The organism is Rhodoluna limnophila (genome assembly GCF_005845365.1).
GTDB classification, from domain to species: Bacteria; Actinomycetota; Actinomycetes; order Actinomycetales; family Microbacteriaceae; genus Rhodoluna; species Rhodoluna limnophila.
On record NZ_CP040509.1, the window covers coordinates 968,001 to 991,783 of the forward strand.

The 23,783-nt window shown below is 53.9% G+C and carries 27 protein-coding genes and 1 tRNA gene; 15 read left to right on the top strand and 13 right to left on the bottom strand.

Going from position 1 to position 23,783, the window contains the following annotated elements; genetic code table 11:
• The first annotated feature begins 11 nt into the window (after nt 1-11).
• The 3 genes from FFA38_RS04735 to FFA38_RS04745 all read left to right on the top strand — a co-directional run bounded on the left by FFA38_RS04735 (nt 12) and on the right by FFA38_RS04745 (nt 2,973).
• Nucleotides 12-575: a 3'-5' exonuclease gene (locus FFA38_RS04735; RefSeq protein WP_138275643.1), complete on the top strand. Its 564-nt coding sequence runs from the start codon at nt 12-14 to the stop codon at nt 573-575.
• Nucleotides 576-609: 34 nt separating this feature from the next.
• Entirely contained in the window at nt 610-1,812 is a 1,203-nt protein-coding gene (locus FFA38_RS04740) for a DNA recombination protein RmuC (RefSeq protein WP_138315697.1), read from the top strand.
• A 141-nt stretch (nt 1,813-1,953) separates the two neighbouring features.
• Entirely contained in the window at nt 1,954-2,973 is a 1,020-nt protein-coding gene (locus FFA38_RS04745; protein WP_138315698.1) for a 1-phosphofructokinase family hexose kinase, read from the top strand.
• Here the strand turns inward: FFA38_RS04745 and FFA38_RS04750 are convergent.
• On the bottom strand, nt 2,970-3,923 hold the full coding sequence (locus FFA38_RS04750; RefSeq protein WP_138315699.1) for a fructose-bisphosphatase class II family protein: 954 nt from the start codon (nt 3,921-3,923) through the stop codon (nt 2,970-2,972). The two genes, FFA38_RS04745 and FFA38_RS04750, sit on opposite strands and share 4 nt — an antisense overlap.
• Nucleotides 3,924-4,019: 96 nt before the next feature.
• Here FFA38_RS04750 and fbaA point away from each other — a divergent pair, with 96 nt between their 5' ends.
• Entirely contained in the window at nt 4,020-5,045 is a 1,026-nt protein-coding gene (gene fbaA, locus FFA38_RS04755; RefSeq protein WP_138275647.1) for a class II fructose-bisphosphate aldolase, read from the top strand.
• A gap of 83 nt (nt 5,046-5,128) precedes the next feature.
• On the opposite strand, the gene FFA38_RS04760 is transcribed toward fbaA, so the two are convergent.
• The gene (locus FFA38_RS04760; RefSeq protein ID WP_138315700.1) at nt 5,129-6,151 is read right to left on the bottom strand and encodes a 4-hydroxy-3-methylbut-2-enyl diphosphate reductase; all 1,023 of its coding nucleotides are present in this window, start codon (nt 6,149-6,151) and stop codon (nt 5,129-5,131) included.
• 56 nt (nt 6,152-6,207) lie between these two features.
• Here FFA38_RS04760 and xseA point away from each other — a divergent pair, with 56 nt between their 5' ends.
• The 6 genes from xseA to FFA38_RS04790 are packed head-to-tail and all read left to right on the top strand — an operon-like array spanning nt 6,208 to nt 11,003.
• Entirely contained in the window at nt 6,208-7,425 is a 1,218-nt protein-coding gene (gene xseA, locus FFA38_RS04765) for an exodeoxyribonuclease VII large subunit (protein ID WP_253786123.1), read from the top strand.
• Between the two features lie 20 nt (nt 7,426-7,445).
• Entirely contained in the window at nt 7,446-7,688 is a 243-nt protein-coding gene (locus FFA38_RS04770; protein ID WP_138315702.1) for an exodeoxyribonuclease VII small subunit, read from the top strand.
• A gap of 1 nt (nt 7,689) precedes the next feature.
• Complete coding sequence (locus FFA38_RS04775; protein WP_172956009.1) at nt 7,690-8,244, top strand: DUF4245 family protein; 555 nt, start codon at nt 7,690-7,692, stop codon at nt 8,242-8,244.
• Complete coding sequence (locus tag FFA38_RS04780; RefSeq protein ID WP_138275652.1) at nt 8,241-8,870, top strand: carbonic anhydrase; 630 nt, start codon at nt 8,241-8,243, stop codon at nt 8,868-8,870. Before FFA38_RS04775 ends, FFA38_RS04780 begins: the two co-directional genes overlap by 4 nt.
• A 28-nt stretch (nt 8,871-8,898) precedes the next feature.
• On the top strand, nt 8,899-10,287 hold the full coding sequence (locus FFA38_RS04785; RefSeq protein ID WP_138275653.1) for a class II fumarate hydratase: 1,389 nt from the start codon (nt 8,899-8,901) through the stop codon (nt 10,285-10,287).
• Between the two features lie 56 nt (nt 10,288-10,343).
• A complete protein-coding gene (locus FFA38_RS04790; RefSeq protein ID WP_138315703.1) occupies nt 10,344-11,003 on the top strand; it encodes a ZIP family metal transporter in 660 nt (219 codons plus the stop codon).
• Here FFA38_RS04790 and FFA38_RS04795 read toward each other — a convergent pair.
• From FFA38_RS04795 to FFA38_RS04805, 3 genes are all read right to left on the bottom strand, one after another.
• On the bottom strand, nt 10,952-11,425 hold the full coding sequence (locus tag FFA38_RS04795; RefSeq protein WP_138315704.1) for a prepilin peptidase: 474 nt from the start codon (nt 11,423-11,425) through the stop codon (nt 10,952-10,954). The genes FFA38_RS04790 and FFA38_RS04795 overlap by 52 nt on opposite strands.
• Before the next feature lie 52 nt (nt 11,426-11,477).
• Nucleotides 11,478-12,806 (bottom strand): PhoH family protein, encoded by a 1,329-nt coding sequence (locus FFA38_RS04800; protein WP_253786125.1) that lies wholly within the window; start codon nt 12,804-12,806, stop codon nt 11,478-11,480.
• A 100-nt stretch (nt 12,807-12,906) separates the two neighbouring features.
• Nucleotides 12,907-13,716: an isoprenyl transferase gene (locus FFA38_RS04805; RefSeq protein WP_253786223.1), complete on the bottom strand. Its 810-nt coding sequence runs from the start codon at nt 13,714-13,716 to the stop codon at nt 12,907-12,909.
• On the opposite strand from FFA38_RS04805, the gene trhA reads away from it, so the two are divergent.
• Nucleotides 13,709-14,398: a PAQR family membrane homeostasis protein TrhA gene (gene trhA, locus FFA38_RS04810; protein ID WP_138275658.1), complete on the top strand. Its 690-nt coding sequence runs from the start codon at nt 13,709-13,711 to the stop codon at nt 14,396-14,398. The genes FFA38_RS04805 and trhA overlap by 8 nt on opposite strands.
• A 23-nt stretch (nt 14,399-14,421) precedes the next feature.
• On the opposite strand, the gene FFA38_RS06935 is transcribed toward trhA, so the two are convergent.
• Nucleotides 14,422-14,766 carry a hypothetical protein gene (locus FFA38_RS06935; RefSeq protein WP_216641743.1) on the bottom strand — a complete coding sequence of 115 codons (345 nt, stop codon included), beginning with the start codon at nt 14,764-14,766 and terminating at the stop codon, nt 14,422-14,424.
• 26 nt (nt 14,767-14,792) lie between these two features.
• On the opposite strand from FFA38_RS06935, the gene FFA38_RS04820 reads away from it, so the two are divergent.
• Together FFA38_RS04820 and greA are read left to right on the top strand one after the other, a co-directional pair.
• On the top strand, nt 14,793-15,194 hold the full coding sequence (locus FFA38_RS04820) for a DUF4307 domain-containing protein (protein ID WP_172956010.1): 402 nt from the start codon (nt 14,793-14,795) through the stop codon (nt 15,192-15,194).
• Nucleotides 15,195-15,206: 12 nt separating this feature from the next.
• Entirely contained in the window at nt 15,207-15,695 is a 489-nt protein-coding gene (greA, locus tag FFA38_RS04825; protein WP_138275660.1) for a transcription elongation factor GreA, read from the top strand.
• Nucleotides 15,696-15,735: 40 nt separating this feature from the next.
• Here greA and ilvA read toward each other — a convergent pair whose 3' ends face one another.
• The 3 genes from ilvA to FFA38_RS04840 are packed head-to-tail and all read right to left on the bottom strand — an operon-like array spanning nt 15,736 to nt 18,546.
• A complete protein-coding gene (gene ilvA, locus FFA38_RS04830) occupies nt 15,736-16,980 on the bottom strand; it encodes a threonine ammonia-lyase (RefSeq protein ID WP_138315707.1) in 1,245 nt (414 codons plus the stop codon).
• Between the two features lie 54 nt (nt 16,981-17,034).
• Nucleotides 17,035-17,928 (bottom strand): M48 family metalloprotease, encoded by an 894-nt coding sequence (locus FFA38_RS04835; RefSeq protein WP_138315708.1) that lies wholly within the window; start codon nt 17,926-17,928, stop codon nt 17,035-17,037.
• A 48-nt stretch (nt 17,929-17,976) separates the two neighbouring features.
• Complete coding sequence (locus tag FFA38_RS04840; protein ID WP_138315709.1) at nt 17,977-18,546, bottom strand: LemA family protein; 570 nt, start codon at nt 18,544-18,546, stop codon at nt 17,977-17,979.
• A gap of 86 nt (nt 18,547-18,632) precedes the next feature.
• On the opposite strand from FFA38_RS04840, the gene FFA38_RS04845 reads away from it, so the two are divergent.
• Nucleotides 18,633-19,619: a pirin family protein gene (locus FFA38_RS04845; protein ID WP_138315710.1), complete on the top strand. Its 987-nt coding sequence runs from the start codon at nt 18,633-18,635 to the stop codon at nt 19,617-19,619.
• 4 nt (nt 19,620-19,623) lie between these two features.
• On the top strand, nt 19,624-20,508 hold the full coding sequence (locus FFA38_RS04850) for a pirin family protein (RefSeq protein WP_138315711.1): 885 nt from the start codon (nt 19,624-19,626) through the stop codon (nt 20,506-20,508).
• A 102-nt stretch (nt 20,509-20,610) separates the two neighbouring features.
• Here the strand turns inward: FFA38_RS04850 and FFA38_RS04855 are convergent.
• From FFA38_RS04855 to FFA38_RS04870, 4 genes are all read right to left on the bottom strand, one after another.
• Nucleotides 20,611-20,683, bottom strand: a tRNA-Leu gene (locus tag FFA38_RS04855).
• Between the two features lie 47 nt (nt 20,684-20,730).
• Nucleotides 20,731-22,077 (bottom strand): NAD(P)/FAD-dependent oxidoreductase, encoded by a 1,347-nt coding sequence (locus tag FFA38_RS04860; protein WP_138275666.1) that lies wholly within the window; start codon nt 22,075-22,077, stop codon nt 20,731-20,733.
• A 27-nt stretch (nt 22,078-22,104) separates the two neighbouring features.
• On the bottom strand, nt 22,105-23,292 hold the full coding sequence (locus tag FFA38_RS04865; RefSeq protein WP_253786127.1) for a S8 family serine peptidase: 1,188 nt from the start codon (nt 23,290-23,292) through the stop codon (nt 22,105-22,107).
• Nucleotides 23,271-23,783, bottom strand: a complete 513-nt coding sequence (locus FFA38_RS04870; RefSeq protein ID WP_138275667.1) for a DUF501 domain-containing protein — start codon at nt 23,781-23,783, stop codon at nt 23,271-23,273. The genes FFA38_RS04865 and FFA38_RS04870 overlap by 22 nt, the downstream gene beginning before the upstream one ends.

Sequence of the window (23,783 nt, forward strand, 5' to 3'; positions counted from 1 at the left end):
AGACTTAGCTTGTGCCTCTTAACTTCACTGCCATAGATTTCGAAACCGCGAACGGATCGCCGGCCAGCCCCTGCGCAGTTGGGTTGGTGAAGGTTCGTGACGGAAAAATCGCAGACACATTGGCATTTCTAATCCAACCCCCATCACCAAACGATTGGTTCCATGAGGGCAACATTCGTATTCATGGAATTAGACCGAGTGATGTTGACGGCGCTGCTACAGCCGTCGAGGCCCTGCAAATAATGCAGTCCTTCATCGGTGAAGACACACTGATTGCACACAACGCACCTTTTGATATGGGAGTTTTGCGGGCTACAGCTGCGTTGGTTCAGCACGAGCTACCGAAGCTTCAGTACAGCTGCTCACTGGCGATTTCAAGAAAGACCTACAACCTTGAGTCATACCGATTGAACGCCGTGGCTTACGCAATTGGCCATGAAGAGTTCAACCACCACGACGCACTTGCCGACAGCGATGCCTGTGCTCGCATCATCATTCATGCCGCGGATCGCCACGGTGTCGAGGACTTAGCCGGACTCCTCACTGCCACCAAACAGGTTTTCAAAGACCTTTAGGCAATTTGTCACCCCATGGTGAAATACTCGGGGCATGGAATCTTATATTTTTCTCGCAATCGGTTTGGCCGCAGGTGTGCTCTTGGGCTGGTTCATAGCCAAGGCAAAAAGGCCTGCCGACGCGGGCCAAACCCAGGATCTCCTAATTCAAATTGCGGGCCTCGAAGCCAGTTCGGCCGGGCTAAAAGCACAACTTGAACAAGCGGCGGTCGAAAAACGCGAACGCGATGAACGCGATCGCGAAGAAAACAAGATGCTTCAGGCCCTGGCTCCAGTGCGTGTCCACCTGGAGCAAATGCAATCTGTGGTGACCCGTCTCGAAAAAGAGCGCACCGAACAGTTCGGAACAATTCAAGAGCAACTCAAAAACGCCATTGACTCTGATGAAGCACTTCGCAAGCAGACGCAGCAACTTTCTCAAGCTCTGTCCTCAAACAGCATTCGCGGAGTTTGGGGCGAGACCCAGTTGCGTAAGTTGGTTGAACTTGCCGGCCTAATCAAGCACGCAGACTTTGATGAACAAGCCAGTTTTAGCACCGATACCGGTTCTGGGCGCGCCGACATGGTTATCAACCTGCCAGGCGGCAAGTCATTGGCGATTGACTCTAAAGTGCCTTTCAACTCGTATCAGGAGGCCTCAACGATTTCTGAACTTGCATCTGGCGAAGAGTTGGCGAGGCGTAAACGCCTGATTGACGAACACGTCAAGGCGGTCAAAGGTCACATCGATGCACTGGCGTCAAAGGGTTATTGGAGTGGGTTGAATACCAGCCCAGACTTTGTGATTGCCTTCGTTCCAAGCGAGTCACTGCTATCGGCAGCACTGGATGCCGACCCAGCACTACTCGAATACGCCTTTAAAAAGAATGTGGCCTTGGCATCACCAGTCAGCCTCTTTTCGGTCCTCAAGACCATCAACTACATCTGGCGTCAAAATGCCGACGAAACTTCGGTAAAAACCATGATCAAGCTGGGCAAAGAGCTTTACGAGAGAGTCGGCAAGCTAGCTGAACACGCTGAAAAACTTGGGCGGTCAATCACAGCCTCGGTGCGCGACTACAACGGCTTCATCTCTAGCCTCGAATCTCGCGTGCTGGTAACTGCTCGCAAGCTAAACGACCTCGATGAAACCCAACTTGGCACTAACGAGATTCCAAGCCCCCCGGAGCTTGATGCCACACCGCACACCATGAGCGCCAGTGAGTTAACGGAAAGCCCAAACATCTCAGAACGGTAACAAAGCGCCAGTTTTGTAATTCCAAATCAAAGTTGCTGGCTCTGGTTTCGGTATACTTTTTCGAAGCGCTCGACAATGAAGTTTGCAGCCCGATAAAACGCTGAAATCGGCGATTCACCACGCAACTCCAAGGAGTACTTCATGTCTGACATCAAATCACCAGTTGTCACGCTTACACCTGCGCCAACTTTGGACCGCACCTACTACGTTCACGACCTAGTCGAAGGTGGAGTTAACCGCGCCGACGGTGTTGTCGAGGAGCTTGCTGGTAAAGGAATCAATGTCACTAAAGGCTTGAACCTAGTCGGCATGGCCGCCCCTGGTGTTGTGCCAATCGGCAACTCAGACCCAAGCGTTCTTGCTCGCACCGGCCACACCGAGTCACTTGTGCCACTTTGGGTTGACGGCACTCTGCGAGTTTCGACCACCATGGTCATCAAAGACGGCGCAACCACCAAGGTAAACGAGGCACCGCGCCCATTGAGCTCAGAAGACTGGAAGTCAGTGGTTGACCTAACCATCGAAACCGTCCGCAAGGCCGGCGCAAAGTGGCTAGTTATCGCTGGTGCCCTACCAAATGACCTATCGACTGGCACCTACGTTGACCTGCAGCCGATTTTTGATGCAATGAAGGCAATGGGAGTTCGAGTTGCACTAGACACCTCAGGCGAGCCGCTGCAGACTTGGGCACGCAAGGGTGCTGCCAGCGTTATGAAGCCAAACGCCGAGGAGCTTGCTTCAGCTGTTGGCCGCTCACTTCACACCAACGGCGACGTAATCGACGCAGCTCGTGAATTGTGCGCAGCCGGAGTCGAGTGCGTTCTTGCCAGCCTTGGCCCAGACGGAATGATCGCTGTCACCAAGGACCACTCATGGGCTGCTCGCACTCCGCCAATCAAGGTCATCAACACAGTTGGTGCTGGCGATTCAACTCTTGCCGGTTTCTTGTCAGCCGTGGCCGAGTCAACCACAGCAGAAGCTGATGAGCGCTACGGTGTGGGTTTTGATGTTCCAAAGGGTGTAACCACAGCGGTTCAGTGGGGTGCAGTTGCTGTTCAGCAGCCAACCTCTGGTCTCCAGAACCTAGATGGCATGCCTGAGGCATTCTTGACTGTTGAGCCAAACCGAGAAGAACCTCTCGGCGAGCCAGCAATCATCTAGTTCTTCGGAACCCTTACTTCGAGCACTCTGGCATCACCCAGCTGGCTGTCGAGCACAAAACTCTGAATCTCTAGAAACTCGTCGGTTTCGCGCACCCCGCGGGCCAGCGGACCATCGGTGATTGCTGTGCAAACGAAAATGAACTGGTCACCCGAAACCAATTCGTCTAGCTCAAATTTTCGTTCAAGGTCATAATTAGCGCCTAAAGCTCGAGAGATTTCATCTGGAGTTTCCGGCGCAAATCGGGTTTGCATAAAACCGCCCAGAACCTGAACGGCACAGGCAGTGACCACACCCTCGGGAGCCCCGCCGATTCCCAGTAGAAGATCAACTCCGCTGTCTGGGGTTGCTGCTGCCACAGCCATGGTGGTGTCACCCTCATCAAACCTGACCCACTGCGCCCCGGAGGCTTTTACCTCGGCGATTAGGTCGTAGTTTCGAGGTTTATTGATCACAGCCACCCGAATCTCAGAAACATCTTTGTTCAAGGCCGCCGCCAATCGGTTAATGTTCTCTGCAGCTGCAACATCTAGGTCCAGCACTCCCCTGGCGGCAGGGCCACTCACAATTTTCTGCATGTAGTAAACCTCTGAAGAAGCAAGCATGGCACCGCGCTGAGCAGCAGCCATGACTGACACAGCACCGTCTAGTCCGCCAGCTGCCAGAGCAGTACCGTCAACCGGATCCACCGCGATGTCCCATTCAACTGGCTGCCCGCCACCGATAATCTCGCCGTTGAAAAGCATCGGGGCCTCGTCTTTCTCACCCTCGCCGATAACCACCACGCCACCAAAGTTTGCCCCGCGAAGAGAGTCACGCATGGCATCAACAGCAGCACCATCGACGGCATTCTTATCGCCCGAGCCAACCAAGTGCCAGCATTCGGCCGTGGCCGCTACTGTTGCCTTGAAGATATCGATAGTTGGACCGTTCGCATTGTGAAGACTCATGGTGCCTTTCTTGAAGCGGACAAACCCGCATCCTTGCTAACATCTTATTAAGCCGCCGATGACGTCGTTTCCCACGTAGAACTTAGGAGTTCAGCAATGCCAGTTGCATCACCAGATCAATACCTAGAAATGCTTGACCGCGCAAAAAACGGCGGCTTTGCTTACCCAGCAATCAACGTTTCAAGCTCACAGACTTTGAACGCGGCACTTGCCGGTTTGGCAGAAGCTGGCTCTGACGGCATCATTCAGGTAACCACCGGTGGTGGCGACTACTGGTCTGGTCCAACCATTAAGAAAATGGCATCTGGCGCAGCAGCTATGGCAGCATTTGCTCGCGAAGCAGCAAAGAACTACGGCATCACCATTGCCCTGCACACCGACCACTGCGCCAAGCACCAGCTTGACGACTTTGTAATGCCTCTAATCGCAATTTCAGAGGACCGCGTAAAGCACGGCCAGGACCCACTTTTCAACTCACACATGTGGGACGGTTCAGCAGTGCCAATGGCCGAGAACCTTGAGATCGCCAAGAAGATGCTTGCACTTACCAAGAACATCGGTGCTGTTCTAGAAATCGAAGTTGGCGTTGTTGGCGGCGAGGAAGACGGCGTTGAGGGCGGTATGGGTGAGCACCTTTACACCACCCCCGAAGACGGTCTTGCAACCGCCGAGGCACTTGGTCTTGGCGAGAACGGCCGCTACATGGTCGCGCTAACCTTCGGAAACGTTCACGGTGTCTACAAGCCAGGAAACGTAAAGCTTCGCCCAGAGTTGCTCGGTGAGATCCAGGCAGCAGTTGGCGCCAAGTACGGCAAGTTGATGCCGTTTGACCTTGTCTTCCACGGTGGCTCAGGCTCAACCCCAGAGGAAATCGCAGAGGCAGTTTCACACGGTGTTATCAAGATGAACATTGACACCGACCTTCAGTACGCGTTCACCCGCCCAATTGCTGGTCACATGCTTTCTAACTACGATGGCGTGCTAAAGGTTGACGGCGAAGTCGGCAACAAGAAGCACTACGACCCACGCGCATGGGGCAAGTTGGCTGAAGCCGGCATGGCTTCTCGCGTTGTCGAGGCTGCAGCTGAACTTGGTTCAGCGGGTAAGTCAATGAGCCTATAAATTTAGACTCAATCAAAAGAGCCCGTCCAAGTTGGACGGGCTCTTTTGTGTTTGCGCTCATTCGTGGCGCAGAAAAACTGGGTTTAGCTGCGCTTGACCTTGTTGTTTAGATCGGTGCCGGCTGCCTTAAGCTCTTTGCGAAGTTCGGCAGGCAGCGAAAACTGAACATCCTCTTCGGCGGTCTGGACGGTACGAACATCGCCAAAACCTCGATTAGCTAGGTTCACCAGCACCTCATCAACCAACTCCTCTGGAACAGAAGCACCAGAAGAGACACCAACGGTCTCGACGCCTTCAAACCAGGCATCCTCAATCTCGCTGGCAAAGTCAACGCGGTACGACGCCTTGGCGCCGGCTTCGAGTGCCACCTCAACCAGTCGAACTGTGTTTGACGAGTTAGCTGATCCAACCACGATTACCAAATCGGACGCTGCGCCAACCTTCTTGATAGCCACCTGGCGATTTTGAGTTGCATAGCAAATGTCGTCGCTCGGTGGGTTCTGCAAAGTTGGGTACTTCTCACGCAGCTTGACCACGGTTTCCATGGTTTCATCCACTGACAGGGTGGTTTGCGAAAGCCAAATCAACTTCTTTGGGTCTCTTACCTTCGAGGCTGCGATGCTGTCATCCTTGTCGATGATCTGCACAACATCTGGGGCTTCACCCGCGGTACCTTCAACTTCTTCGTGACCTTCGTGACCAATCAAAAGGATGTCGTAATTTTCGGAGGCAAATCTTTGAACCTCACGGTGAACCTTGGTTACCAGCGGGCAGGTGGCATCGATAGTGTTCAAGCCACGCTCGGCAGCGGCGGCCACGACTGCCGGCGAAACACCGTGGGCTGAGAAAACCAGAACAGAGCCGGTTGGAACCTCGTCAACCTCTTCAACGAAAATGGCACCGCGCTTTTCGAGTGATGAGACAACGTGCTTATTGTGCACAATTTGCTTACGCACGTAGACCGGTGACCCGTAGTGGTCCAGTGCTTTTTCGACTGCGATGACGGCACGGTCAACACCCGCGCAATAACCTCTTGGGGCTGCCAACAGTACCTTCTTTGAGGTCGGTTGCTGTCGCAGGTCAACGGTATTCTTGATTTCAGTCACCCCTCAATGATAAACCGCGTCAGTTGATGGATTGTGGTGACGATTTGGAGGGACGAATGAGCGAAGACGACGTCGCCGCAGCCTCCAAAGTCAGTTCAGAATCCTCTCCGTGGCCGGTATCGCGGCTTTCTACCACGCTCAAGGACTGGATTGAGCGCCTGGGCATGCTCTGGATTGAGGGCGAGCTCGCCTCGATCAAAATCGGTCCCAGCAATATGTTCGGCGAACTGCGTGACCTTCAACTAGAGAACAGTGTCTCAATCCACTCTTGGAACACTGTCAAGATTCCCAAGGACCTAAAACAGGGCGACCGCGTATTGGCCCTGATCAAACCTGCTTTTTGGCCAAAGGGCGGCAAGCTCACCATGCAGGTTTTCGAAATGCGCAAGGTTGGCCTGGGTGAACTTCTCGAGCGGATAGAGAGGCTACGAACTCAACTCGCTGCTGAGGGCCTAACCTCTCCGGAGCGCAAAAAGCCACTGCCGTTTCTTCCAAACAAAATTGGCCTGATTACTGGCAAAGATTCAGATGCCGAAAAAGACGTGCTGCAGAATGCCCGATTGCGCTGGCCTGATGTCGACTTTCGAGTGATTCACACGCTGGTTCAAGGAGATAAAGCAGCGCCAGAAGTTATCGCAGCTATCAAAGAACTGGATTCAGACCCCGAGATTGATGTGATCATCATTGCTCGCGGCGGTGGGTCTTTTCTGGACCTAATGGTGTTTAGCGATGAAGGCTTGGTTCGTGCTGCAGCCACTGCACACACCCCGATCGTCTCGGCCATCGGCCACGAGAATGACCGGCCAGTGCTCGACGACGTTGCCGACCTACGAGCATCTACCCCTACCGACGCTGCTAAACGGGTGGTGCCCGATGTCGCTGATGAACTTCACAAGGTGAGCCAATACCGTCAAAGAAACTACCTACGAATCGACTCGATAATTACCGGTCAAGAGGCGTTCCTAGAACAAATCCGATCCCGCCCGATTATTGCGAATCCGCACCTACTGATTGACGATAAGTCTCTCGAAATTGAGCGCTGGGTAAGCCAAATTTGGAATCAAGTTGACCAGTACTTGGTTCGAGAGAGCATGCACATTAGCCACCTTGCACAGCAGGTTCGGTCGCTATCGCCGCAATCCACCCTTGACCGCGGCTACTCGGTGATTCGCGATGCCAGTGGTCACGTGATTTCCGATTCGAACTCAATCACCACAGGGCAAAAACTCCAGGTTCGCCTGGCTAAGGGCCAAATCGATGTTACCGCCGACTAAGAAATAGACTGGATGACAAGATGACTGCAGAAAAAACCACCGCCAAAGACAAAGCAAATGCCGACGTAGCTTCAATGAGCTACGAACAGGCTCGCGATGAGTTGGTAAAAGTGGTTTCTGAACTTGAGCAGGGTTCAGCAACCTTGGAAGCATCGCTAAAACTCTGGGAGCGCGGCGAGGCTCTGGCTGCACAATGCGACAGCTGGCTCACCGGCGCACGCAAGAAACTTGATGACACACTTGCCGCAAAGAAAGCCAAGTAACGTGAGCGAAGATTCAGCAGCCAAGCACCGCGCGAAACAGACCGTCATCAATCTGTTGCTATCGCTGGTTGCTTCTCTTGGAGTAATGCTGGCGATCATTCTCATTGTTCCTAGGGATGACAGCAATCGAATTAAACCGGTTGACCACATTGCACTCGCAGAGGGCGCATCGGCTGCCGCTGGCCGGCCTGTACTTGGCCTTCCGTTGCCAGAAGGTTGGTGGGCAAACCACGCTACTTGGGTAGCCACTGCCGCTGATGGCGTTGACTACTGGGAGGTCGGCTTCGTTGGGCCAAAAAACCAGTACATCGGACTAACCCAGGCTTTCGAGGTGAACCCAACCTGGGTTGCGCTGCGCAGTGCGGGTTTCATTCCCGATTCATCGACGACCGGTAGCGCAAACTGGTTGAAACTTACTCCCGGTCCAAACGTAGATGCCGATCCGGTTCTCTGGACTCTAGAGACTGACGGAGACTTTGTATCGCTCGAGGGCAATGCCACAGCAGCAGAGTTTTCCGAGTTTGCCAACCTAGTCGAGACGGAGTTGAACGAATGAGCGAATCACCGCGCCCTCAGACACCTGCAGAGGCCTGGCGTGCCATGGCCGATGGCAACCGCCGATTCGTTTCAGGGGCTCCAGCGCACCCACGTCAAGATATCGATCGTAGAGAGCAACTTGCCGGTCAGCAGAAACCTTTCGCCGCACTATTTGGCTGTTCAGACTCTCGCCTATCGGCAGAAATCATTTTTGACGTTGGCCTAGGTGACCTGTTTGTAGTGCGAAATGCCGGCCAGATTATTGCCGAAACCATTCTTGGCTCGCTTGAATACTCGGTTGAGGTTCTAGGCGTTCCGCTAATTTTGGTTCTTGGCCACGATGAATGTGGTGCAATTCGCGCCACGATTGATGCCACTGAGGGCAAGTTGCAGGCCAAGGGAGACTTCATTCACAACCTGGTCGAGCGCATTCGCCCAACGGTTGAGGCTGCAAACCAACAGGGTCTGCACCACATCGATGCTGTAACTGACCTGCACATCAAAGACACCATCAACGAACTGCTAACTCGGAGCAAACTGATTGCAGAAGCAGTCAAGTCGGGCAAGGTGGCCATCGTAGGGGCCAACTACACCCTTTCTCGAGGCGAGATTTCACCGATTATTACCATCGGCGAACTGAACTAATACCAAACGGCAACGAAAGGCCAAGCAAGTGGAATACCGCATTGAACACGACACCATGGGTGAAGTCAAAGTTCCTGTAAACGCCCTTTACCGCGCACAAACGCAGCGCGCGGTCGAGAATTTTCCGATCTCAGGAACCACTCTGGAGCGTGCACACATCGCGGCTCTTGCACAGATCAAAAAAGCGGCAGCTTTGGCGAACGCCAAGTTGGGCGTTCTTGACGAGGCACTCGCAAAAGCAATTGCAGATGCGGCCGATCAGGTTATTGCTGGGCAGCACGATGCCGAGTTCCCGGTCGACATTTTCCAAACCGGTTCGGGAACCTCTTCGAACATGAACATGAACGAGGTGTTGGCTACCCTGGCCACCCAGGGTCTGGGCGCCAATGTGCACCCGAACGACCACGTGAACGCATCACAGTCGTCAAACGATGTTTTCCCTACCTCGGTTCACGTTGCAGTCACCGCTGCGCTAATCAACGACCTATTGCCAGCGTTGGACTACCTAGCCGTCTCACTCGAGAAGAAGCGTGACCTTTGGAAGACCGTGGTCAAGGCCGGCCGCACCCACTTGATGGATGCCACTCCGGTAACCCTTGGTCAAGAATTTGGCGGTTATGCAGCTCAAATTCGCTACGCAATCGAACGAGTCCAATCCACGATTGGCCGCACCGCAGAGGTTCCACTCGGAGGCACCGCTGTAGGAACAGGAATCAACACCCCTAAGGGTTTCCCTCAGGAAGTTATTCGCCTGTTGGCCGCCGAAACTGGACTTCCGATCACCGAAGCCCGCGACCACTTTGAGGCTCAGGGCGCTCGTGACGCACTAGTCGAGGCATCTGGTGCCCTTCGCGTTCTGGCCGTATCGCTGACCAAGATCAACAATGACCTTCGTTGGATGGGCTCTGGCCCAAATGCGGGTATTGCCGAGTTGCACATTCCAGACCTTCAGCCTGGTTCGTCAATCATGCCTGGCAAGGTCAACCCAGTGGTTCCAGAAGCCGTCATGATGGTTTGCGCACGCGTTATCGGTAACGACGCAACCGTTGCCTGGGCCGGTGCCACCGGAAACTTTGAGCTCAACGTTGCAATTCCTGTCATGGGAAACTCGTTGCTTGAATCGATCCGACTGCTAGCAAACTCAATGCGCTTACTTGCTGACAAGACCATCGATGGCCTTGAGGCAAACGTTGAGCGTGCTCGCGCGTTGGCAGAGTCAAGCCCATCAATCGTGACCCCACTCAACAAGTACATTGGATACGAGGCTGCGGCCAAGATTGCCAAGCACTCAGTTGCCAAGGGCCTCACTGTGCGTGAAGCCACCATTGAATTGGGCTACGTAGACGGCGAGAAGCTCACCATGGAGCAGCTTGACAAGGCTCTGGACGTTCTATCAATGACCAGCCCTGGTCTTTAGGACTAGTCATCGAAGGTTCAATTGATCTCGGTTTCACCATCGCAGCTCTTGCTGCTTTGGCAACCTTGCTCGGTTACCCGCTAGCGGGACGCAAGAAACACTCGACTCGGTTCAACGCCTTAGTTCTGCTAATGGCCGCCGCGGCCATGATTGCAGCCAGCGTAATAGAGCTGATACCGGCAGCCTTGGCGATTGACTCAGGATGGGCCGACTCAGCGCTATGGCTGTTCGTCGGCTTTGGCGTGTTTGTATTGATCAAGCTGGTCTCGAGCCTGCTTCAAAAACACGCTGCCGGACTTGTCGGGTCGACCACCGTGGTCACCATCGCGCTGACCCTTCACAACATCCCAGAGGGCACCGCTGCCGTTGCGGCGGCCAGCACCGACCTAACCACCGGAATTCACACCGGTATTGCGATTGCCCTGCAAAACATTCCAGAGGGCCTGTCTATCGCAGCCTTGGCCTTTGCTGCCGGTTCAAGCCGACGCTGGACTTTCGGCCTCGTTGCTGTTTCGGCGATTGCCGAGGTACTCGGTGCGGCCGGTGTTTGGGTTAACCGTGAGGTGCTTAGCCCTGAAATCAACTCGCACATGCTGTTGGCGGTAGCCGCAATTATGTTGGCAATCAGCTTCATCGAGCTCATCCCAGATGGTATTCGCTTGCTTCAGCTAAACGGTAAAACGCCAAAAACTCCGATAATTCCGACTAATAAGTAGGGCCCAAGCGCCATGCTTCGTTTGAGGCTTAGGCGGCGCAGGAGCACCTTTGGCAAAACAATCAGGCTCGCCAGCGTAAAGGCTAGGCAAACGGCCACAAGCGGCCACAGCGGGCCGAACCAGCCCAGCATCAGGCTAGCTGCCGCAATCAACTTGACGTCTCCCATACCCAATGAGGCAAACCGGTTCAGCAGCACCCCGATAGCAAATGCCACGGTCATGGCTAGGAAAGCCTGACCAAATCGACTCCACTCTCCCGTAATTATTGCGGACAGGCTCTGCCCCAAGAGAGTTATCGGCACTGCCGGCAAAACCAGCCGGTTGGGTAATCGGTGTTGTTTGAGGTCTATTCGAGCAAGAGGCACCGCGACCGCAACTAAATACGCCGGCCCGAGAAAGGCAAACCACTCACCAAATTCCATGCGGCAAGGATAATTTCTCGGCGACTTAATTGCCGAGGTTATCCCCAACTAGCTAATGATCAAGCAAATCGGTGACCAGAGCGGCAATCGCTGAACGCTCAGATCGAGTGAGAGTGATGTGGGCGAATAGATCCTGACCCTTCAGCGCCTCAATAACCGCAGCAATGCCGTCGTGGCGACCAACCCGCAGGTTATCGCGCTGGGCGATGTCGTGAGTAAGCACCACCTTAGCGTTTTGGCCAATTCTTGAAAGCACAGTGAGCAGTACATTTCGCTCAAGCGACTGAGCCTCATCGACAATTACGAATGCATCGTGAAGGGAACGGCCGCGAATGTGAGTTAGCGGAAGAATTTCTAGAATGCCTCGGTCAACAATGTGATCGATAACCTCTTTTGAAACCAGAGCACCGAGAGTGTCGAAGATTGCCTGACCCCAAGGGTTCATCTTTTCGTTTTCGCCACCCGGCAGGTAACCCAACTCTTGGCCACCAACCGCAAAAATTGGCCGAAACACAATGATTTTCTTGTGCTGGCGACGCTCCAGAACAGCCTCGAGAGCGGCCAGCAGAGCCATGGCAGATTTGCCGGTACCGGCTCGCCCTCCAAGTGACACAATGCCAATCTCTGGGTCAAGAAGCACATCAATCGCTAGCCGCTGTTCAGCCGAGCGGCCGTGAACACCAAAGACATCGCGGTCACCGCGCACAAGTTTGATCTTGGAACCCTTGTCAACCCGACCAAGTGCATGACCGCGCTCGGATGAAATTACCAGGCCGGTGTTTATCGGTAGCTCAGCCACCGCCTTGTGCTTAATGACTTCTGTGTCGTAAAGGTCAGACATCTCATCGGCCGAAAGCGCAATCTCGGCCAATCCAGTCCAGCCAGAGTCAACCGCATTATCGTTGCGGTACTCCTCAGCTGCCATACCCAACGCAGAGGCCTTTACCCGCATAGGTAGGTCCTTGGAGACCACAGTGACGTTTGCGCCCTCGCTGGCCAGATTGAAGGCACAGGCAAGGATTCTGCTGTCGTTATCTCCCAGCTGAAATCCGGCCGGCAACACCGATTGGTCGATGTGATTCAACTCGACACGAAGAATTCCGCCGTCACCAACTTGAATTGGAAAATCAAGGCGTTCGTGCTCTTCACGAAGGTCATCTAGTAGCCGAAGAGCCTGTCGAGCGTAATAGCCGATTTCTGGGTCGTGGCGTTTCTTTTCCAGCTCGTTGATCACGATGATCGGAATCACGACTTCTTGTTCTTTGAATTTGAAAAGGGCCCGTGGGTCTGAGAGCAAAACCGAGGTGTCTAAGACATAGGTCTTGGTTGCCTGATTGGTTAGATTGGACTGCTTTTTAGTTGTTGCCGCTGCTTTACCCACCAAAGCTCCTTTGAATCAACTTGAGGTGAGATTACGCCTCTGGGTTTGATTAAAGTTGGCAAGACACGCCCGAATCGGGGTGTCGTTACCCAGCGTTAATTTAGGCGCCGAAGCGACGGTGCCGCGACTCAAAAGCTCGAATGGCGCGCAAGAAATCGACGCGTCGAAAATCTGGCCAAAGGGCTTCCTCAAAATAAAACTCAGATTGGGCAGACTGCCACAGCAAAAATCCTGAGAGGCGCTGTTCCCCCGAAGTTCGGATCACGAGGTCTGGGTCAGGTTGCCCTGAGGTGTACAGGTGCTGCGTAATCAAATCAGGGTCAAGCAGCTCAGCCAATTCATCAATCGTGGTTCCCTCTTGGGCGTGCTGCCGAAGAATTGAACGCATTGCGTCGGCAATCTCTTTGCGGCCACCGTAGCCGACCGCCAGGTTCACGTGCAGCCCATCAATTTTGCCGGTCGACTTCTCGGCCTTGGCAATTGAGCTTTCAAGGCCTGCCGGCAGTGACGCGCGGTCCCCCACCAATTGCAGGCGCCAGCGCTTAGTGGCGGCAAGATCTGTAGCCAATTGACCAATGATGTCCTGCAGTTCCTGCAACTCGGCCTCAGCACGGCCTTTGAGGTTATCGGTTGAGAGCAGATACAGAGTCACAACTTTGATGCCCAAGTCGTCACACCAGCCCAAGAATTCAATGGTCTTCTTGGCCCCAACTTCGTGCCCGTGGCTCGCCGAGGTGCTGCCCTGACGCTCAGCCCAGCGCCGGTTGCCGTCCAAAATAACACCGATGTGCCGAGGTAAATCCTCAGGCCTTAGGCCGCGCTCGAGCGACCTCTCATAAAGCTTGTAAATCAAGTTGCGCACAGTCATAACGCTACTTGAAACTCGGGCGTATAGTTGCCTCATGAGCATGCCCATTTCAGAAGGCTTTAGAGAGACACCTGCCGATGAAAAACCAACCTGGCGAGGTTGGATTCACGCCGGAGTGCTGCCAATTGTTATAGCCGGCGGCATTGTTTTGGTGGCACTGGCCGACGGTATGGCTGCAAAAATCACCACCGCAATTTTCTTTGCCAGCTCGGTACTACTGTTCGGCAATTCAGCGCTGTATCACCGATTCAACTGGAGCCCAAAGGTGAAAGTTGCTCTCAAGAGAATTGACCACGCCAACATCTTTCTGCTGATTGCCGGCAGTTACACGCCAATAACCTGGTTGGCATTACCCCAAGAAAAAGCCGTCGTGCTGATGAGCATCATTTGGGGCACGGCTCTACTAGGCATCGGATTTCGAGTCTTCTGGATCTCAGCCCCGCGCTGGCTATACGTTCCGATCTACATCGGCATGGGTTGGGGCGCTATGGCCTACGTCGTTGACTTTATGAATGCCAATGCACCCATGATGATTCTTATCCTTGCCGGTGGTCTTTGCTACACACTTGGCGCAGCAGCTTACGGTTTCAAGCGCCCAAACCCGTTTCCGGGGCATTTTGGGTTTCATGAGATTTTTCACTCATTCACGGTTTTGGCATTTATGTGCCACTGGACCGGAATCCTACTTATTGCACTTGAGCCAGCGGCCGGAAGCTTCGGCTAAATTCAGCAACAATCGGGCAAAAGTTAGTCGCGCTTTGGCTTAGCCGGAGGAGCTGGCCTTGCTGGCTTGCTCGGCGCCGACGGCTTTTTAGCGGGTACCTTTTTGGCAACCGGCGCAGCCTTAGCGGAGTTCTCGCCACCAGTCTGTTCGCCAGCCTGGGCATCCTCAGCATCAAGTCGAGACTCAATCTCAGCGCGGTATCGGACTCGACGGACTCGTCGAACCATGTCAAAAATTAGGCCAATCGCACCGGCAGCCATTGCAAAAACAGCAAGGAATCCGATGGTGCCCGGGCTGTAAAAAGTATTTGCCGGATCAACTGATGGTGACGGAGTCGCTGCGAGAAGAGCCGAAAACAAAATGTCCATGCTTTAAGTATGTAGCCTTAAACGTGATGAGCTCTCAAACTGACCTTTTGAACGAACGTTATGGCCGCAAACCGGTAAACGTGTCAAAATCGCGGGCCCGGATAATTATTGCGGCTGCCTCGTTACTCACAATCTTTCTGGGTTGGGCCATCTGGGTTAGCATCGACACCGCTAACCAAATCAAGCACCAGGATCAGGCCTTCGAGATTATCGATGCAACCCAGGCATCCGTCACTTTTGAAATAACCAGACCAAACGGCAATGCCGTGGTTTGTGCAGTGCAGGTTCTGAACCAGTCCTACGCCGTAGTTGGGTACAAAGAAGTTGTAATTCCCGCCTCCGACCAGAAAATTGTGGCCACTGAGACCAAACTAAACACCACCGAAAAAGGCGTCACCGGCTTAGTCGATAAATGCTGGTTCCAATAAACTAGAAAAACTATGTCTGAAACCCACGAACCAACCTGGCTAACCCAGGCTGCCTATGACCGACTCGCGGCTGAGCTTGAATACCTGCTCACCGTTGCACGTCAGGACATCGCCAAAAAAATTCAAGAGGCTCGCGAAGAGGGCGACTTGAAAGAGAACGGCGGTTACCACGCAGCCAAGGAGGAGCAGGGCAAAATCGAAGCCCGCGCGGCACGCCTTGAAAACATCCTGGCCAACGCCGTTGTTGGCGAAGCACGTGAATCTCACGGCGTCGTTGAACAGGGCACCGTGGTTCGTCTGACGATGAATGGCAGCGAGCTAGAGTTTTTGCTCGGCAGCGCTGAAATCGCCGAGGGCACCGACATCGATGTTTACAGCCCAGACAGCCCAATCGGAACAGCAATTATGGGAGCCAAAGTCGGCGAGACCGTGAGCTTTTTTGCCCCAAACGGCAAAGAGCGCACCATTGAGATTCTTGAAGTAAAAAACTTCGAGGGCTAAAGCCAAAAAAATCCCGGCCTATACAGACCGGGATTTTTTGCTAATCGGCTTCGATGCGCGCCTTTAGGCCGGCAGCCTGCAGAGCCTTCAAGACCCGCTGGCGGTGCTCGTGTCCAGTTGTTTCGACACTCATACGAAGCTCAACCTCGCTGATCTCAAGACCCTTGCCGTGCCTGGTGTGCAACACTTCAACCACGTTTCCGTGCGCGGCTGCAATTGCTTCGGCAGTTTTTACCAGCTGACCTGGGCGATCCGGAAGCATGACCGAGATTGTTGTGTATCGCTCCGAGGCAGCGAGACCGTGACCGATAACCTTCTGCATCAGCAGCGGGTCGATGTTGCCGCCCGAAAGCACTGCAACAGTCTTACCCTTTGGCTTGAATGCCCCAGACATCAGCGCGGCAACAGCAACAGCGCCAGCGGGCTCAACCACCTGCTTTGAACGCTCCATCAAAACCACAATTGCCTTGGCAATTTCGTCGTCGCTAACGGTCACCACTTTGTCTACAAACTGCTTGATAATTTCAAACGGGATGCGTCCCGGTTTGCCAACGGCGATACCATCTGCAATGGTTCGACTAATCGTGATTTCGGTTAGCTCGCCTGACTTTAGCGATGGAACGTACGGTGCAGCGTGTTCTGACTGAACACCGATAACTCTAATCTTTCGGCCAGACTTGGCCGCGGTCAGCTTTGCAGCCACCGCCATTCCGGCAGCCAATCCGCCACCGCCGATAGCAACGACGATGTTCTCGACATCTGGAACCTGCTCCATAATCTCGAGCCCAACGGTTCCTTGCCCCTTGACAACATCGATGTGGTCATAAGGCGGAATGAAGATTGCACCCTGCTTCGCTGCGTACTCTTGCGCAGCCTTGAGGGTCTCGTTGAAAACCGCGCCGACTAGAACAACCTCTGCGCCGTAGTTTTCAGTTGCCTGAAGCTTTGGCAGCGATGCACCAATCGGCATGAAGATTGTTGCCTTGATGCCCAACTTTTTTGCGGCTAAAGCCACACCCTGAGCGTGGTTACCAGCACTCGCGGCAACCACACCAAGCTTGCGTTCTGCATCAGTCAATTTGGTCATGCGGTTGTAGGCACCGCGAATCTTGTAAGCACCAGTGCGCTGAAGGTTCTCGGCCTTCAAATAGACCTCTTGGCCGGTTAGATCAGTCAGGTAGTTTGAGTGCAGAACCGGGGTCACAATCGCAACCTGAGACACAATCTCGCGAGCAGCTTCAAACTCATCGAGAGTTGGCGCAACTACTGGACTGGTCTTTGGCATGGGGTTACCTCACTAGATTCAATGCTTCTAGCAGTCTAGTTTGATTGTTGGTTTTTAGAACTTAGTGCCAATTTCACGAAGGCGCGCGATTCGCTTCGGAATTGGTGGGTGGGTCGAAAACAAGCGCTCAACCATGCCCGGCTTGACTGGGTCGTTGATGTACATGTGGGCCATCGATGAGCTGGCTCGGCGCATTGGTCGCCCATAGGTACCCAATTTCTCTAGCGCACTAGCTAGGCCTTCTGGGTAGCGGGTGGTGTGTGCTCCAGTCGCATCAGCTAGGTATTCACGCTGACGGGACACCGCGGCAGAAACCAACGGACCAATAAACCAGGCAATGATGCTGCCGATAATTCCAATGACGATTAGGGCAAGACCAAATCCGTTGTCGTTTGAATTACGGTTGTGGCCGTGATTCGAGAAAAAGGCCATGCGAATTGCGAAGTCAGCCAGTACCGCAACTGCACTCACCAAACCGAAAACAATGGTTGACACTCGAATGTCGTAGTTCTTCACGTGCCCCAGCTCGTGGGCCATAACGCCTTCTAGCTCTTTGTCATCCATGATTGCCAGCAAGCCCGTGGTTGCGGCTACTACAGCATGCTTTGGATCGCGACCGGTTGCAAAAGCGTTGGGTGCTTCATCCGGAATTACGTAAACCTTCGGCATCGGCATGCCCTCGGTGATTGAAAGGTTTTCGACGATTCTCCAAAGCCTTGGGTTATCTGACTTTTCAATCGGTACCGCGCCACTCATGGCAATAGCAATCGAGCTGGCCATGTAGTACTGGAAAAGGGCATAAACCGCGATAAAGCCGATGATCAGAAATGAGCTCGAGCCGTTTCCACTGACCTGACCCCACCAATAAGCCAGACCGCCGAGTAGCAAAACAAAGCCCGCAACGATGAATACCGTATTGCGTTTATTAGCCGCGATGGCTGAATACATCTTGCCCCTGTGTGACTATGTGGTGTGCTGGAGGATCGCTAAGCGAGCTTAGAACTTTACGGTTGGCGGCTCTTGAATTGCTGCAGCGTCAGCCACCTCAAAGAAAGCGCGTTCCTTGAAACCAAGGCTGCGCACAAAAAGAGTCTGCGGGAACTGCTTGATCTTGGTGTTTAGTTCACGAACGCCACCGTTATAGAAGCGGCGTGCAGCCATTACCTTGTCTTCGGTGTCGGTTAGTTCTTGCTGAAGGCTCAAGAAGTTTTGGTTGGCCTGAAGCTGAGGGTAAGCCTCGGCAACTGCGAACAAGCTCTTCATGGCGGCGTGAAAGCCATCTTCGGCAACCGCTGCGGCAGCTGGGTCGGCCATCACGGCTGGAGAAATTGTTTCGGCTCGCGCCTTGGTCACGTTCTCAAACACTTCACGTTCGTGAGTCGCGTATCCCTTGACTGTCTCAATAAGGTTTGGAATCAAGTCGGCACGGCGCTTTAGCTGAACCGTGATGTCGCTCCAGGCCTCATCAACGCGTACGTTTAGAGTGACCAGTCCGTTGTAGGTTGACCAAAGAAAAATACCGATTACAGCAACAACTGCGATGATTACGATCCATGTGTAGTCCATGACTCAATCGTATGGGAATAAGATTTGTCTAGTGGGGCTTTACTTAGGTACTCTCGGTAAGTTCCCAGATATTAGGAGATGGCAAAATGCCAGCAGTTACAGCGGACACACTCACACTTCCAAGACTCGAACCGGCTACCGGTCGAGCCAGAACCGTGAAATCAGTTACCCGAGGCCCGCAGGGCCACGAGGGCGAGGGTTTTCCTGTAACTCGCGCATTTGCGGGCGTGCCTTATCAGGACCTTGACCCGTTCATCCACATGGACCAGATGGGCGAGGTTGAATACGCGCCATACGAGCCACGCGGTACCGCATGGCACCCACATCGCGGTTTTGAAACCTTTACCTACATGATCGACGGCACTTTTCAGCACCAAGACAGCCACGGTGGCGGCGGCATCATCGAAAACGGCGCCACGCAGTACATGACTGCCGGTGCTGGCGTTTTGCACATCGAAACCCCACCTGAGGCATTGGTTATGTCGGGCGGAATTTTCCATGGCATTCAGCTTTGGATTAATTTGCCGGCCAGCAAAAAGATGATCAATCCGGCCTACCAGGGCATACAGGGTGGTGACGTCGAGTTGGTCTCCAGCCAAGATGGCGGTGCGCTAATCCGTGTGCTTGCAGGTCAAATTGGCCCATTTACCGGTCCTGGTAAATCTCAAACACCGATGGCGATTGCGCACATAACCTTGGCACCTGGAGCCTCAGTATCGGTGCCATGGAACCCAGATTTCAACGCCTTGGCCTACACCTTGGCGGGGCAAGGAACCGTTGGAGAAGACGGACCGGGCACCAGCTCAGCCCCGATTTCAACCGGCGCTCTTGCCGTGTTCGGCGAGGGCGACAGAGTGGTGTTCACAGCGGCTGAAACTCAGGAGTCACGACACAATGCCCTCGAGATTTTCTTGATTGGCGGCCAGCCGATTCGCGAACCGGTCGTGGCCTACGGCCCATTCGTAATGAATGACAAGGCCGGAGTCTTGAAGGCTATGGAAGACTACCAATACGGTCGTTTTGGGCAGATTCCTGACGACGCGATCCAGCCTTTTCACCACCGAGGACACTAATTCGATGATTTTGGAGCCACGTCTGGTGAAACTCACTACCCGCACGGGTATTGAGATTCGCCGGACGCTGCCCAATGCACGAAAGCGGATGATTGGCGCTTGGGCATTTGTGGACCACTTTGGCCCAACCCAGCAGACAGACGGCATGGTTGTTGCCGCTCACCCGCACACCGGATTACAAACTGCAACCTGGTTATTCGAAGGTCGAATCGAACACCGCGACAGCATTGGCACGATTCAACACATCGAGCCTGGGCAACTGAACCTGATGACGGCTGGGCACGGAATTTCGCACAGCGAGTTGTCTGAAGCGGGTCCACAATCACTGCACGCCGTTCAATTGTGGATTGCCCTCCCGGATTCTGTTCGCGAAGCCACCACCGCATTCGAGCACATCAGCGAATTACCCGAGGTCACTCTGGGGAAGTCGACCATCAAAGTTTTTGCTGGCGAATTGCTAGGGGTTGCGGCACCAACAAAGCTCTACAGCAAACTTGTTGGCGCAGAAGTGAGGATTCCAGCCGGAACCTCTTTGACGTTGCCGGTGGACTCTTCTTTTGAACACGGAGTCATGCTGGTGCAGGGTTCAGTAACCGTCAACGGCACCGACGTAGCCCAAGAGCTAACCGAGTACCTATCCCCCGGCACTGAGCGGATTGAGATCACTGCCGGCCGCAGCGATGTTATTGCCGTTTTACTCGGCGGCGAACCATTTTCTGAGCCGATTGTGATGTGGTGGAACTTTATTGCCCGAACTCACGACGAAATCGTTGAGCAGCGCGAGCAATGGAATGCTCGTGACCCAAGATTTGGCGAATTTCAAGACCGAATTGGCGGATGGATTCCCGCGCCGGACCTACCAAACGTGACCCTGAGATCGCGCAACTAGGACTCTCACCCCGCCCCAATAAATTGGGGCCCCGGTATGTTTCTCGCCCTACACACCCAAAAAATAAACGACTTGTCGAAATGACAAGTCGTTTATTTTTAGTGCCCCTAGTGGGACTCGAACCCACACTGTGTCGATTTTAAGTCGACTGCCTCTGCCATTGGGCTATAGGGGCGGAAAAGAAAAGGGATGCCTGAGGGCATCCCTTTTCAACTTCAGAACTTACTTCTTTGGTCGAGATGCAAAAGTCTCGAACGCTAAGCGCGGGTCCTTGGTAGCTGAGATCGCAACGATGTCGCGACGTAGCAAGAAATTCCAGATCCAGCCAGAGAATACGCGAATCTTGCGCTCCCACATAGGCATTGCCAGACCGTGGTAACCACGGTGCATGAACCATGCGATTAGACCCTTGACAGCAAACTTCTTGTACTGGAACACACCAACACCGATACCTAGGCCTGCAACTGCACCCTTGTTCTTGTGGAAGTACTCCTGGATGCCCTCGTTACGCAACGAAGCAACGATGTTCTTGGCAAGCAACTTGGCCTGGCGAACAGCGTGCTGAGCGTTTGGAACACAGAAGCCGCCAACGCCGCCACCTGAAAGGTCTGGGACAGCTGAAACGTCACCCGCAGTCCAAGCGTCTGCGATCACGTTCTCGCCATCGACAACCTGAAGCGTTGCCTTTGCGGTAATGCGGCCACGCTCGTCTAGTGGAAGGTCTGTGTTGCGAACAAATGGGTGAGCCATAACACCAGCGGTCCAGACGATTACATCTGACTCGAAGCTTTCGCCGGTTGATAGCTCAATCTTGCCCTTTTCGGCTGACTGAAGCTGGGTGTTCAAGTGAATCTTGGCACCACGCTGGTCAAGGTTGGCAATAACCCACTGGCTGGTCTCAAGTGAAACCTCAGGCATGATGCGACCCATTGCCTCGATTAGGTGGAAGTGGGTGTCTTCAAAAGTGATGTTTGGGTAGTAGCGAAGCAAGTAGCTGACGAGCGAACGCATCTCAGCAAAAGTCTCGATACCGGCAAAACCGCCACCAACAACCACGAAGGTCAAAAGACGGTCGCGAGCTGCACCCGCAGGCAGGTTGGCTGCCTTGTCTAGGTTGGTGATGATGCGGTTGCGAATCTCAACAGCTTCTTCGATGGTCTTCAGGCCGATTGCATTGTCTGCAACACCTGGAATAGGGAAGGTTCGAGAAACGGCACCAGCGGTCACGACGATCTGGTCGTACTGCTGCTTATAAGGCTTGAGGCCTGCAACTTCGATGGTCGCAGTCTTCTTCTTGTGATCAACGTTGGTTACCTTTCCGGCAACGATGTTGGTCTTGCGAAGGTGACGACGGTGTGAAGTCACAACGTGGCGCGCCTCGATTGAACCGGCCACAACCTCAGGAAGGAATGGCTGGTAAGTCAGGTATGGAAGTGGATCAACTAGGGTCACTTCAGCTTCGTTCTTCCCTAGAAGTTTTTCTAGTTTGAAAGCAGTGTAGAAACCGGCGTAGCCGCCACCGACGATAAGGATCTTTGGCGCAGTGGCGCCACTCTTGTTTGCAGGCATTGTTCTAATTTACTACCTTCCGACTGCTTATTTGTTACGTCTAAGTCTGCGAGCCACAGAAATCACTGCGGCCGCAAAAATAATGCCGTAAATGATGGTCGGAAGGACATTCGAATAATCTCTAGGTTCAGCCGGAATGGTCTCTGAAACCTGTTCACCGGGCACCGGTTCTGAGATGCCTCCATCGATGATTTCTGAATCAACATCGCGGTAGAGCTCGATCCACTCGGCCAGCGAACCAAGCGGGTTTTCAGACACCGGTTCGACAGTCGCTGTAAGGGCGCGAAGCGGATCGATCAGTCCGTAACCGTACTTCGGGGAATAGCTTTCTTCAGTAACTTTCTTTGCTGTTTTGATCACACGATTTATGACATTTGCGGCATCTAAATCTGGGTAATAAGACCTGACCAGGGCGACCAAACCGCTCACGATAGGCGCTGCACCGCTGGTGCCACTCCAGACCTTATACTCTCCGTTCGGTGCCGCACCAACCAAATCGGTGGCCGGCGCGCTCACGCCAATAGTTAATCCATCTACCGATGCTTCTTCGCTGGCTTTTCCATTTCGATCAACTCCAGCAACTGCCAGGACTCCCGGGATGGTGGCCGGGGCACTGGCAAACTCGGCCCCAGATGCGCGATTTCCGGCAGCAGCGACAACCACCACATCGTGCTCGAAGGCATAGGTGAAGGCACTGTCCCAAGACTCGGGCCACCCAGCATTATTGCGAGATAGCGACAAATTAATCACGTCAGCGCCGTGATCGACAGCCCACCGGATGCCTTCAGCCACTTGGTCGTCGGTACTCAAGCCCGCTACGCCAAAGGCCATCGAAGCACTCAAAAGATCAGCCTCGGGTGCGGTTCCTAAAACACCATTGCCACTGCCGTGCCCCCGACCGGCAATCAGGCTGGCCACCATAGTGCCATGAAAACTGCTGGCCCCAACTGGAATGCGACCGTTGAAAGACCCCAAACCAGATAGATCGGTACCGCCAACTAGTACGTTTTGAAGGTCAGGATGACTGCCGTCAACACCGGTGTCAATGACGGCCACGGTGACTCCGGCGCCTTTGGTGAGGTTCCAGGCCTTTTGAAATGAGTAATCGGTGAGCCAATACTCGCGATCACGAATGATGTCAGCTCGAGCGGGTTGCGAAACCAACAAAACACTGGCCACAGCCAGCGTTATTGCTAGTAGCTTTCGCAGACGCACTTGTTTGGGCTCCAGGAGCAAGCCTCTAGAGCGATATCACCAATTGGGTTTACACCAGGACCGGCAGCGAGAGCATGGCCAATTAGCGCATGCAAACACTTGACGCGAGTAGGCATTCCACCGGCAGAAATACCGGCAATTTCAGGCACATCCAACCCCAAGTCTTTTGCAGTGCGGTCACGATCGGCAATGAATGCCTCATGCGCTTTTTGGTAGGCGGCGGCCAATTCTGGCTCCTCGGCCAGCCTTGCCTGAAGCTCGGCCATCAAACCGCTTGCCTCGAGGGTCGAGACAGCCGCGGTCGCCCCGCGATGGGTTAGGTAGTAGGTGGTTGGGAATGGTGTTCCGTCAGATAGTCGCGGAGCGGTGTGGACAACGGTTGGCTTGCCACAGACGCATCGAGCGGCAATGGCCACGATGTCTCGCGCTGGCCGGCCGAGTTGGCGAGAAACTTCAGCAATGTCACTTTCAGTAACCGGGGTAAGTGGCAT